Origin of the sequence: Methylobacterium isbiliense, assembly GCF_022179325.1 — a bacterium.
GTDB classification, from domain to species: Bacteria; Pseudomonadota; Alphaproteobacteria; order Rhizobiales; family Beijerinckiaceae; genus Methylobacterium; species Methylobacterium isbiliense.
In genome coordinates this window covers 136,939-148,504 of the sequence record NZ_BPQQ01000016.1, presented here as the reverse complement: position 1 = coordinate 148,504, position 11,566 = coordinate 136,939, and the positions used below count along the sequence as shown (strand labels likewise).

The 11,566-nt window shown below is 72.6% G+C and carries 11 protein-coding genes; 7 read left to right on the top strand and 4 right to left on the bottom strand.

What is annotated here, in order from left to right; translation table 11 throughout:
- Positions 1 to 68 precede the first annotated feature (68 nt).
- The 3 genes from MFF61_RS07285 to MFF61_RS07275 all read left to right on the top strand — a co-directional run bounded on the left by MFF61_RS07285 (position 69) and on the right by MFF61_RS07275 (position 3,723).
- Positions 69 to 1,280 carry a pyridoxal phosphate-dependent aminotransferase gene (locus MFF61_RS07285; RefSeq protein ID WP_238234415.1) on the top strand — a complete coding sequence of 404 codons (1,212 nt, stop codon included), beginning with the start codon at positions 69 to 71 and terminating at the stop codon, positions 1,278 to 1,280.
- Between the two features lie 117 nt (positions 1,281 to 1,397).
- Positions 1,398 to 2,522, top strand: a complete 1,125-nt coding sequence (locus MFF61_RS07280) for an ATP-binding protein (RefSeq protein ID WP_238234414.1) — start codon at positions 1,398 to 1,400, stop codon at positions 2,520 to 2,522.
- Between the two features lie 208 nt (positions 2,523 to 2,730).
- Entirely contained in the window at positions 2,731 to 3,723 is a 993-nt protein-coding gene (locus tag MFF61_RS07275) for a TIM44-like domain-containing protein (protein WP_238234413.1), read from the top strand.
- Between the two features lie 64 nt (positions 3,724 to 3,787).
- Here the strand turns inward: MFF61_RS07275 and MFF61_RS07270 are convergent, their stop codons facing one another.
- The 3 genes from MFF61_RS07270 to MFF61_RS07260 form a co-directional block, all read right to left on the bottom strand.
- Positions 3,788 to 4,621, bottom strand: a complete 834-nt coding sequence (locus tag MFF61_RS07270; protein ID WP_238234412.1) for an alpha/beta fold hydrolase — start codon at positions 4,619 to 4,621, stop codon at positions 3,788 to 3,790.
- A 50-nt stretch (positions 4,622 to 4,671) separates the two neighbouring features.
- Positions 4,672 to 6,042: an FAD-dependent oxidoreductase gene (locus MFF61_RS07265; RefSeq protein WP_238234411.1), complete on the bottom strand. Its 1,371-nt coding sequence runs from the start codon at positions 6,040 to 6,042 to the stop codon at positions 4,672 to 4,674.
- A gap of 218 nt (positions 6,043 to 6,260) precedes the next feature.
- Positions 6,261 to 6,731, bottom strand: coding sequence for an Lrp/AsnC family transcriptional regulator (locus MFF61_RS07260; RefSeq protein ID WP_238234410.1), 471 nt, complete (start codon positions 6,729 to 6,731; stop codon positions 6,261 to 6,263).
- Positions 6,732 to 6,837: 106 nt separating this feature from the next.
- Between MFF61_RS07260 and MFF61_RS07255 the strand changes: the two genes are divergently transcribed.
- The 3 genes from MFF61_RS07255 to MFF61_RS07245 all read left to right on the top strand — a co-directional run bounded on the left by MFF61_RS07255 (position 6,838) and on the right by MFF61_RS07245 (position 9,860).
- The gene (locus MFF61_RS07255; RefSeq protein WP_238234409.1) at positions 6,838 to 7,830 is read left to right on the top strand and encodes a mitochondrial fission ELM1 family protein; all 993 of its coding nucleotides are present in this window, start codon (positions 6,838 to 6,840) and stop codon (positions 7,828 to 7,830) included.
- Between the two features lie 33 nt (positions 7,831 to 7,863).
- The gene (gene trxB, locus MFF61_RS07250; protein ID WP_238234408.1) at positions 7,864 to 8,841 is read left to right on the top strand and encodes a thioredoxin-disulfide reductase; all 978 of its coding nucleotides are present in this window, start codon (positions 7,864 to 7,866) and stop codon (positions 8,839 to 8,841) included.
- Between the two features lie 128 nt (positions 8,842 to 8,969).
- Positions 8,970 to 9,860 carry a LysR family transcriptional regulator gene (locus tag MFF61_RS07245; RefSeq protein ID WP_238234407.1) on the top strand — a complete coding sequence of 297 codons (891 nt, stop codon included), beginning with the start codon at positions 8,970 to 8,972 and terminating at the stop codon, positions 9,858 to 9,860.
- Between the two features lie 221 nt (positions 9,861 to 10,081).
- Here the strand turns inward: MFF61_RS07245 and msrP are convergent, their stop codons facing one another.
- Positions 10,082 to 11,056 carry a protein-methionine-sulfoxide reductase catalytic subunit MsrP gene (gene msrP / locus MFF61_RS07240; protein WP_238234406.1) on the bottom strand — a complete coding sequence of 325 codons (975 nt, stop codon included), beginning with the start codon at positions 11,054 to 11,056 and terminating at the stop codon, positions 10,082 to 10,084.
- A 204-nt stretch (positions 11,057 to 11,260) separates the two neighbouring features.
- Here msrP and MFF61_RS07235 point away from each other — a divergent pair, with 204 nt between their 5' ends.
- On the top strand, positions 11,261 to 11,497 hold the full coding sequence (locus MFF61_RS07235; RefSeq protein ID WP_238234405.1) for a hypothetical protein: 237 nt from the start codon (positions 11,261 to 11,263) through the stop codon (positions 11,495 to 11,497).
- The last annotated feature ends 69 nt before the right edge of the window (positions 11,498 to 11,566 follow it).

Below are 11,566 nucleotides of genomic sequence, written 5' to 3'. Positions count from 1 at the left end.
CCGCAGGGGTTGAGTCCCGGGCGCCGGCCGGGCAAGGCTCCACCTCTCAACCCCGCGCCGAGCCTGTCATGACCGCGACGACGACGATGCCGCCCATCAACCCGGTCGCGGACGGTGTTCTGCCGAGCGGGATCGGCGAGGTCATCGCCTACGGGGCCGGGCGGACGGGACTGATCCCGCTCTGGGTCGGGGAGGGCGACCGGCCGACCCCGGACTTTATCGGCGAGGCGGCGGCGCGCGCCCTGCGGGACGGCCACACCTTCTACACCGACATGCTCGGCATTCCGGCCCTGCGGCAGGAGATCGCCGCCTATGTCGGCCGGCTCTACGGCGGCAGTCCTGAGCCCGACCGCTTCTTCGTCACGGTCGGGGGCATGCAGGCGTTCCAGATCGCACTCGCGATCGCCGCGCAGCCCGGCGACGAGATCGTGATCCCGACGCCGATCTGGCCGAACTTCTTCGGCGCCATCGCGGCCCATGGAGCCAAGTCGGTGACGGTGCCGATCGGCTTCGACCCGGCCTCCGGCTGGTCCCTCGACGTGGAGCGTCTCGCCGCGGCGGTCACGCCCCGCACCCGCGCCCTCGTCATCAACTCCCCCGCCAACCCGACCGGGTGGACCGCGAGCCGCGACGACCTGCGGGCGCTGCTCACGATCGCGCGGCGGCACGACCTCTGGATCATCGCCGACGAGATCTACGGCCGCTTCAGCTTCGACCCCGCCCACGCGGATCTCGGCCGCGCCCCGTCCTTCCGCGACGTCTGGGAGCCGGACGACCACGGCCGGGTGCTTTTCGTCCAGACCTTCTCGAAGAACTGGGCGATGACCGGCTGGCGCCTCGGCTGGCTGGAAGGTCCGCCCGCCCTCGGCCGCATCGTCGCCGGGCTGGTCCTGTACGGCACCTCCGGCATCGCCACCTTCCTCCAGCACGCCGCCGTCACGGCTCTGCGCGAGGGCGAGCCCCTGGTGCGGGCGCAGATCGCGCAGGCCCGCGAGGGACGGCGGATTCTCTGCGAGGGCCTGGGGCGCCTGCCCGGGGTCGCGCTGCCGCCGCCCGCGGGCGCCTTCTACGCCTTCCCGCAGGTCGCCACCGAGCCGGATGCGCGCCGGCTCGCCCTGCGGCTGGTCGACGAGGCCAATGTCGGGGTCGCCCCCGGCACCGCCTTCGGGCCGGGCGGAGAGGGCTTCCTGCGCCTGTGCTTCGCCCGCAGCGCCGCCGATCTTCAGGAAGCGGTGCACCGCCTCGCGCCGGTGCTGGCCAGTCCGGGCGCGCGGCCGTAAGATCGGCGACGCGTCCGGAACGGGCGGCCAAGGCTGCAAATCCCAAGGCTGCAAGTCTCTGGGATGTTGCGTGTTCATGCGGCGGACCGGGCCTCCGCCGCCACCAGGGAACTGCCCGTGTCGGATGTGCTCGCGCCCGACGCCGCGCCCGTCGAGGTGCGATCGGCGCTCCTGATCCCGGCGCTCGCGGCCTCGCCGCTGCCCGCCGTGCTGACCGGGCCCGACGATGCGATCCTGTACGCCAACCCGGCCGCCGCCACCTGCCTCGACGAGCGGCCGGACGCCCTGGCCGGGCGGAGCCTCGCCGCCTTCGCGGCCGAGCCCGAGGCGGTGCTCGCCCTGCGCCAAGCGCTCGCCGCACCCGGCGCGCACCGGGCCGAGGTGCTGCTGCGCCGCCGCGACGGCGCGACGCTCTGGGCCGGGCTGCATCTCGGCGCCCCGGCGGAGGGCCTGCGCCTCGTGCAATGGACCGACACGTCGCGCGCCCGCGATCTCGAATCGGCTCTGGGTCAGGCGCAGCGCCGCGAGGCGCTGGGACAGCTCACCAATGGTGTCGCGCACGAGTTCAACAACCTGCTGCAGATCCTCGTCGGCTACGTCGACGGGCTCAAGCGCCGGCTCGGCGAGCATCCGGACGCCTTCGTGCAACGCGCACTGGTGCGGGCGACCGAGGCGGCCGAGCGCGCCACCGGCCTGACGCGCCATCTCCTCGCCTTCTCGCGCAAGCACCGGCCCGAGCCGCGCCCCACCGACCTCAACGCCCTGATCGAGGGCTTCGCCGACCGCGCGCGGGTGATCCTGGGTCCGGCCGTCACCCTCGACCTCGCACTGGCCACGGACCTGCGGCCGGCCTGCCTCGACCCGATCCAGACCGAGCTGATCCTGCAGATCGTGCTCACCAACGCCCGCGAGGCGATGCCGGAGGGCGGGCGCGTCACGGTCTCCACCGCCAATCACGGGAGCGACGGGGTGGCGACGGACGGCACGCTCGGGCGGCACGTGGTGCTCACGCTGGCCGACACCGGGACCGGCATGCCGCCCGAGGTGCTGGCCCGGGCGCTCGAACCCTTCTTCACCACGCGCGAGCCGGGGCGCGGCACCGGGCTTGCGATCCTCAACGCGCTGATGAAGCGGCAGGGCGGAACCGTCGGCCTGCGCAGCACGCCGGGGGAGGGGACCCTGCTGCGCCTCTCCTTTCCGGCGGCCGAGGCGCCGCGCAGCCGCCGCCCCCCGGACGGTTGATCTTACGAAGATCTCCCACGCCGTAATCCGCGAAAACCCAAAAATTTTGCCCCTGGCGCGCCGGCTGTTCCTCGGGGAATCTGCGTCGGCCGGGGATGAGAGATTCCGCACGCGCGGTGTCGTGCATCCTTCTTTTGCGAGGACCGTCCCCCCATATGTCGGGAGGGCGGTGGGCGCCCCTGTAGACTGCGTGAGGCGAATTGAACCGATGATGACCACCTTCACCCGCGGTCGCCGTGCGGCGGCGGCCTTCGGTCTCGCGGCCGTGCTGGCCGTGGCGGCGACGGCTGGCGAGGCGCGTCCCGGCGGCTCGTCGAGCATGGGCTCGCGTGGCTCGCGCACCTACTCGGCCCCGGCGCCGACCACCACGGCGCCCGGTACGGCGGCGCCGATGCAGCGCTCGCAGGTCCAGCCCGGACCCGGCATGAACAATCCCGGCTTCAACCAAGCCGCGCCGCAGCGCCGCTTCGGCGGCGGCTTCTTCGCCGGCCTGCTCGGCGCGGGCCTGCTCGGCGCCCTGATCGGCGGCGGCTTCTTCGGCGGCCTCGGCGGCATCGCCTCCTTCCTCGGCCTGCTGCTCCAGGTGGCGCTGATCGGCGGCCTGATCTTCCTCGCCGTGCGCTTCTTCCGGCGGCGTCAGGCGCAGCCGGCCATGGCCGGCGCCTATGCGCGCAGCGGCCCGGCGCCCGGCACGGGCGGCCCCGGCCCGCTCGCCGGCGGCCTCGGCGGCCTTGGTGGCGGCCTCGGCGCAGGGGGCGGTGGCGGAGCCGGCGCGCGCCCGGTGAACCCGGCCCAGCGCGACGAGGTCGGCATCGGCCCGGCCGATTACGAGGCGTTCGAGCGGACGCTCGGGCAGGTGCAGCTCGCCTACGGCAACGAGGACGTGGCGACGCTCCAGCGGCTCGCGACGCCCGAAATGGTCGGCTACTTCACCGAGGAGTTGCAGACCAACGCCTCGCGCGGCCTGATCAACCGCATCTCGGACGTCAAGCTCCAGCAGGGCGACCTCTCGGAGGCGTGGCGCGAGGGCCAGACCGACTACGCCACCGTGGCGATGCGCTACACCCTGCGCGACGTCACGCTGGAGCGCAGCTCCGGCCGGGTGGTGCGCAGCGGCGATCCCGAAGCGGTCGAGGTCTGGACCTTCCGCCGCGACCGCGGCGGGCCGTGGGTGGTCTCGGCGATCCAGCAGACCCGCTGACGCGACACCCGGAACCGTAGACATGGCGAGCGGCGGCCGAGAGGCCGCCGCTTGGCGTTCGGTCTCACACCGGGCGGGCCACCCGGGCCGCGAATGCCATCACCAAGTCCTCGACCCTGTCGGGGTCGTCGGCGAATGGGAAGTGCCCGCTGTCGTCTAGGACGTGGATTTCGGCGCCGGGAAACACGTCGCCCTGCTGGTGGGCGAAGCGGAGCGGCAGGTAGGGGTCGCGGGCGCCCCAGATCACCCGCACGGGCCGCGGGTGAGCGCGCAGCAAAGCGGCCAGCGGCTCGGCACCGGCCGCCGGGTCGGTAGCCCGATAGAGCCGCAGGACCGCGCGGCGGGTGCCGCGGTCGAACTCGTCGAACATCCGGTCCACGAACGGGCCGGGCAGCCCCCTCGGATTGCCGTGCTTCAGCAACAGCCGGAACCCGGCCCGGGTCGTGGTCGCCATGGACAGCTCGCCGAGGAGCGGCGTGCGCCAGATCCGCGCCATGTAGTGCCAGTGGTAGCCGAGGAGCACGCCGGTGTTGATGAGGACGGCGCTCGCGAAGCTGTCCGGATGCGCGGCGGCCCAGGCGAGCCCCCAGGGCCCGCCGAAATCGTGCAGCACCAGATGCGCCCGCGCGATGCCGAGGTGGTCGAGCAGGCGGGCGAGATGCCGGGCGTAGCCCTCGACCGTGTAGGTGAAGTCCTTCGGCTTGTCGGCGCGGCCGAAGCCCGGCATGTCGACGGCCACCGCGCGCCCGATCCGGCCCACGGCTCCCAGCAGCGCCGTCCAGTCCTCGGACGAGCCGGGGTTGCCGTGGACGAACACGAAGGCGGTGTCGTCCTGATCCGGCCCGCTCCGGCGCAGGATCGTGCGGAGCCCCGCGACCGTGACGGGTTCGACGATCACGGGCGCGCGCCAAACCGCCTCGCCGGCGCGCGCGGGGGCGCCATCCGTCCTCATGCGGCGGCCGAGGTCGCGGCCGCGTCGGGCTGCGGCGAGCCCAGCCCGGCGGGCGCGCGGTGGGCGAGCACCCGCCACGCGATGGCGGGCGCGAGCAGTGCGGCCGGCGGGGCCAGGAGGTTGACGACGTCGAAGAAGCGCCGGCACACCATCGGATCGGCGGCCGCCCTGGCGTGCACGCGCTCCAGGTAGCGGCCCATCAAACCCGCGCCCGGCGGACGGCGGCCCGCGACCTCGGGATAGCGCAGGTCCTCGCCCGTCGCGATCGCCCAAGGAATGTCGACGATGCGGCGGGCCGAGGCGGAGAACCGCTCGTGCAGGCCGCCGAGGCCCTGCGCCAGCGCCGCGTCGAGCACCTCCGCCTCGCTCGCCGCCACCGTCATGCCCTGCCCGTAGATCGGGTTGAAGCTGCACACCGCATCGCCGACGACGAGGAACCCGCCGGGAAACCGCCGCATGCGGTCGTATCGCCGCCGCCGGTTGGCCGGGAAGCGATAGGTCTCGATGCCGCTCAGCGGCTCGGCGCCGGCCACGAGATCGTGCAGCGCTGGGACCGCCAGGCTGCGGGCGAAATCCGTCCAGCCGGTGACGTTGGCTGGCGGATGATCGCCGGCGATGCCGCTCAGCGTGACCATCCAGCGGTCGCCCTCGATGGCCATGGCGCAGCCGTAGCGCTTGTCGGTGGGCGGGGCGCCGGCGACGATCGCCCCAAAGGAATCGTACAAGTCGCCCCTGCGCCGCGCGAACAGGCGCGTCGCGTACCCCACGTCGACCCGCACCGCATCCTCGTCCGGCCGGCCGAACCCGTTGGCCTCCAGCCATGCGGGCGTCTGCGAGCCGCGCCCGCTCGCGTCCACCACGAGGTCGGCGCCGAGCATCTCGGGGGCCGCCCCGGGTCGCCTGATGCGCAGGCCGACCACCTCGCGCCGCGCCTCGTCCAGCACCGGAGCGAGGCCGTCCGCCGCGACCACGTCGAGGTTCGGAAGCGCCAGGACGCGCCGGCGCACGGCCGCCTCCAGACAGGGCCGGCTCATGATGATGCCGCGCAGGCCCGACCGGTGGCGCAGCTTCCAGCGTCCGTACTGGAACCACAGGAAGTCGCCGACCATGTCGCCGCGCGTCGCGCCCAGCGCCTCCAGCTCGTCCATGGTCCCGGGGAAGTAGCCCTCGATGATGCGATAGCCGTTCGCCAGAAGCCCGTGGGCGTGCCCGCCCTGCGGCACGCCCTTGCGTGCCGCGGCTTCGCCGCAGAGGCGGTCGCGTTCAACCAGGGTGACCCGGCGGGCGTGGCGGCTCAGGACGCGCGCGGCGAGGAGCCCGCTCATGCTCGCGCCCAGGACGACGGCGGAGGACAGTGGCCGTGGCATGCGCAACCCTCCCGGTTGTCGGCAGGCGGACACATGTGATGCGGCGCGAGGATCGGCCTCGACGATTGCGTCGGACCCAATCATGAACCTCGGTTCGGCCGCACTCGACTTGCCGCGGCAGCCCGGCACATCGCTTCGGTGCCGCCGCATGATAGGCACGAAAGCGGCCGTTTTGGAAGTGAAGCGAACGGGATCTGTCTGTGTACTTGCCGAAGATTCTACTCTTCGGCGAGCGGTACGGCGGGCGCGTCCTTGACCTGATCGAGGGCGAGCGCCGTGCGCACGCTGCGCACGTTCGGCAAACCGGTGAGGTCGCTGACGAAGCGCTGGAAGGCCGGCAGGTTCGCGGCCACGCATTTGAGCAGGAAATCCGTCTCGCCGGAGAGCGTCCAGCATTCCCGCACCACCGGCCACGTCCGCATCCGGTCGGCGAAGGCGGCTATCTCCGCCTGCCCCTGCGCGGCGAGCTGCACCATCGCGAAGCAGATCACCTCGTAGCCGAGGAGCTTGGGGTCGAGCAGCGCCCGGTAGCCGCGGATGATGCCGGCCTCCTCCAGCGCCCGCACCCGGCGCAGGCAGGGCGGGGCCGAGAGGCCGACCCGGCGGGCGAGCTCGACATTCGTGATGTTGCCGTCGCCCTGCAGCTCACGGAGGATCGCCCAGTCGATGGCGTCGAGGCGAACAGGCAAGGCGGCGCGCGGTCCCGGTGAGGCTACCGGGTCCCTACAGGGCCGCCGGACCCGAGACAAGGCGCGGCGGCTTGACAGGGAGGGGCGCCGCCCCCGACAGGGAGACGTGACCACCCTGCCGCCCGGCACCCGCGCCTGGATCCTCACCGACGGCAAGGCCGGGGACCTCGCCCCCTGCCGCGGCCTCGCCGCGGCGCTCGGTCTCGATCCCGAGGAGCGTCGCGTGGCGCCGCGGCCGCCCTTCTCCTGGCTCGCCCCGCGCGGTCCGGTCGACCCCCGCGAGGGGCCGGGCCGGCCCGGCAGCCCGCTCGCGCCGCCCTGGCCCGACCTCGCGCTGGCCACCGGGCGGCGCGCCGTGCCGCATCTTCGCGCGCTGCGGCGCCTGTCCGGGGGGGCGACCTTCACGGTCTTCCTGAAGGACCCACGGATCGGCGCGGGCGTGGCCGACCTCGTCTGGGTGCCCGAGCACGACCGCCTGCGCGGGCCGACCGTGCTGACGACCCTGCTGTCGCCCCACGGCATCTCGGCCGAGCGCCTCGCCGCCGCCCGGGCGGCGCCCGATCCGCGGCTCGCCCGGCTGTGCGGACCGCGGGCCGCGGTGCTGGTCGGCGGCGACAGCCGCCACGGGCGGGTGCGGCCCCAGGAGGCGGACCGGCTGATCGCCGCCCTCGACCGGCTCGCCGACGAGGCGAACCTGATGATCACCGCCTCCCGGCGCACGCCCGCCTTCCTGGGCCGAGCCCTCGCGGCGCTGGCCGCCCGGCGGGGCGCCTTCCTCTGGGACGGGTCGGGAGAGAACCCCTATCTCGCCCTGCTGGCCCTCGCCGACGCCATCGTCGTCACCTCCGACAGCGCCAACATGCTGGGAGAAGCGGTCGCCACCGGCGCCCCGGTGCTCGTGTTCGAGTTTCAGGATACCTATATCAGGCTGCGCCCGGTCTTTGCCGCACTCAGGCAGTACGGAGCTGTGCATGCGTTCACCGGCCGGCTTGAAGGCTTCCGGTATCAACCCTTAGATTTCACCCCCGCGATCGCTGAGGCTGTCGCGGTTGCCTATGCGAGGCACCGCGATGCGCGCGCCCGTTCCACCGGCCCCTGAGACCGGACCGGAGCGGGAGCCCCGGAGACCCTGATGTCCACTACGCACGAGAAGCTCATCATCATCGGTTCCGGCCCGGCGGGCTACACCGCCGCGATCTACGCCGCCCGCGCGATGGTCGAGCCGCTGCTGATCTCCGGCTTCCAGCCGGGCGGACAGCTGATGATCACCACCGACGTGGAGAACTACCCGGGCTTCGCGGAGGCGATCCAGGGTCCGTGGCTGATGGAGCAGATGCGCCTCCAGGCCGAGCATGTCGGCACGCGCATCGTCTCGGAATACATCGCCAGGGTCGACCTCAAGCAGCGGCCGTTCCGGCTGGAAGCGGATTCCGGCGCGGTCTACACCTGCGACGCGCTGATCATCGCCACGGGCGCCCAGGCGAAGTGGCTCGGCCTGCCCTCGGAGGCGAAGTTCCAGGGCTTCGGCGTCTCGGCCTGCGCCACCTGCGACGGCTTCTTCTTCCGGGGCAAGGACGTGGTGGTGGTCGGCGGCGGCAACACCGCGGTGGAGGAGGCGCTGTACCTCGCCAACCTCGCCCGCAAGGTCACGGTGGTGCATCGCCGCGACGGCTTCCGGGCCGAGCGCATCCTGCAGGAGCGCCTCTTCCGGCATCCGAATGTCGAGGTGGTCTGGAACCACACCGTCGAGGAGATCTGCGGGCGCGAGAGCCCGGCGCCGTCGGTGACGCATCTGCGCCTGAAGGACGTGCGCACCGGGGCGGTGAGCGAGCGGGCGGCGGACGGCGTCTTCATCGCCATCGGCCACCAGCCGGCGACCGGCATCTTCGAGGGGCAGCTGCCGATGCGGGCGGGCGGCTATCTCACGGTCGCGCCCGGCACGGCGGCGACCGAGATCCCGGGCGTGTTCGCGGCCGGCGACGTCACGGACGACGTCTACCGGCAGGCGATCACGGCGGCCGGCATGGGCTGCATGGCCGCGCTGGAAGCGGAGAAGTACCTGGCGAACCTGGCCATCGGCGAGACGCCGCGCCAGGCCGCCGCCGAGTAGGGCAGCAGGCGGGACCGGCCGAGACGGATCGGGGTCCCATCCCCGCCTCGCGGCCCAATCGAGTGAGCGTACGCGAGAGCCGCCAGCCGCTGCCCGCCGGCCGGATCTCTGGCGCGGGGATGAACGCCGTGGACTGGGACAAGATCCGGATCTTCCTCAACGTCGCCGAGGCGGGAAGCTTCACCAAGGCGGGCGACGACATCGGTCTGAGCCAGTCGGCGGTGAGCCGCCAGATCAGCGCGCTCGAACGCGAGCTGAAGGCGCCGTTGTTCCACCGGCACGCTCGCGGGCTGATCCTGACCGAGCAGGGCGACCTGCTCTTTCGCGCCGCGCGGGACATGAAGATGCGGCTGGAGACGACGCGCGCGCGCCTCGTGGAGACGAGCGAGCGGCCCTCCGGCGACCTCAAGGTGACCACCACCGTGGGCCTCGGCACCGCGTGGCTGTCGCAGCGCGTCTCGGAATTCCTCGACCTGCATCCGGAGGTGCGCATCGAGCTGATCCTCACCAACGAGGAACTCGATCTCGCCATGCGCGAGGCCGATGTGGCGATCCGCCTGCGCCGCCCGGCCCAGCCGGACCTGATTCAGCGCCGGCTGTTCACCGTGCACTACCACGTCTTCGCCTCGGCCGAGTACATCAAGCGCTTCGGCGAGCCGAAGACCATCGAGGATCTCGACGAGCACCGCATCGTCTCCTTCGGCGGCGACCAGCCCTCCTACCTGATGGCGACGCACTGGCTCTCGACCGCCGGCCGGGAGGGGCGCGAGCCGCGCACCGTGCATTTCACGGTCAACAACATCTCGGCCCTGCAGGTGGCGGTGGAGACCGGCGCCGGCATCGGCATCCTGCCCGACTACGCGGCGAACGGGAATCCGAGCCTGCAGCAGGTGCTGCGCGACGTCGAGATGCCGAACCTCGAGAGCTACCTCGTCTATGCGGAGGAGATGCGCTCGGTCGCGCGCGTGCAGGCGTTCCGGGATTTCCTCGTCGCCAAGGCGCAGCGCTGGACGTACTGAGCCCGGCAATGCGCTAGGCCGCGCCCGGTTCCATGCGCGGAGGCGGAGGCACGCATGCTGAAACCGGCAGTTGCATACGCCCGGTCGTGCCGACCATGATGGGCGCGGCCGGTCTCGGACGTCGACCGGCCTGACTCCTCTGGACGGGTCCGGTCCCTCCGGCCGGACCTACCCTTCCCTTCCTGAAGCCGGGTTCCGCAAGGATCCCGGCCTTTTCGCGATCAGGCGAACAGCCGCTCCTTCTCCAGCCCCTTGTAGAGGCCCGCGACCTGCTCGCCGTAGCCGTTGTAGATCAGGGTCGGCACCCGCTGGTCGGTGCCGAGCACCCGCTCGGTGGCCTGGCTCCAGCGCGGATGCGCCACCGCCGGGTTGACGTTGGCCCAGAAGCCGTATTCGGCGGCCTGGAGCGCCTCCCAGAAGGTCTTGGGCCGCTCGGCCGTGAAGGTGATCCGGTTGATCGACTTGACCGACTTGAAGCCGTACTTCCACGGCACGGCGAGCCGGAGCGGCGCGCCGAACTGGTTCAGGAGCGGCTTGCCGTAGACGCCCGTGGCCAGGAAGGCGAGGTCGTTCGTCGCCTCGGCGAGCGTCAGCCCCTCGGTGTAGGGCCAGGGGTAGAAGAAGGCCCGCTGGCCGGGTGCCATCGCCTTGTCGAGGAAGGTCTGCATCTGGACGTACTTCGCGTCCGCGCTCGGCTTGGCCAGCGCCACCAGGGCGGCGAGCGGAAAGCCGGTCCAGGGCACGGCCATCGACCATGCCTCGACGCAGCGGTGGCGATAGAGCCGCTCTTCGAGCGGCATCTTGCGCACCAGATCCTCGAAGCCGATCTCGAACGGCTTCTCCACGAGACCGTCGACCTTGATGGTCCAGGGCTGCACCTTGAGGGCGTTCGAGGCCGGCGTCACCGTCTTGTCGGTGCCGTACTCGTAGAAGTTGTTGTATGTGGCGCTGTAGCGCTCCTCGGTGAGCGGGCGGTCGAGCGCATAGGCCTCGTTGCGCTTGGCCGGGTAGAGGTCGGCGGTCGCGACCGCACCGGTGCCGCTGCCGGGCAGGGCCGCCTGCGCCGGTCCCCCCGCGAGCGAGGCCGCCGCCAGGCCGACGGCGCCGCCGAGGAGCGCCCGCCGGTCGAGGAAGACCGATTCCGGCGTCGCCATGCTCTCCGGGATCTCCCAGCCGCGCCTGATCCTGATGTGCATGTCGAACCTCCTTGCCGCCCGCACGCGCCGTCACGGACCGCAGATGAGAGGGCTGCCGCCCGCGTGCAAATCACGGTTCGGCGAGGAGCGCGCCGCGGTTACGCCGGAGCCTGCCCCTTGCCCGGGCGGCAGCGCCGCCCAATTCCCCCCGGGCCCGCGCATCGCTGCGGGACAGCGCCCGCTGCGCGTGCCATAGACCCGCCCATGGCCTCCAAGAAGCAGAAGCAGACGGCGTTCACGGTCGCGGTCTCGGCTCCCGACAACGGGGCCGCTCCGGTCGGTCTCCAAGTCTACGTCGCGATGGCGCCCGACGCCTCGCGCGCCCTGGAGGCCGTGCGTGCGGTCGCGGCGGAAGAGGCGTCGGTCGAGTTGTCCGGCACGCTCTCGGACCGGCTGACGACCCGCCTCAAGCTCCGGCCCGGCGAGGTCCGGCCGATCTGAGCGGAGCGGCCCGGTTCCTCATCGGTCTCGCCGCCGAACCGGCGGCCGCTCCGGCGCGTGAGGCCGGGG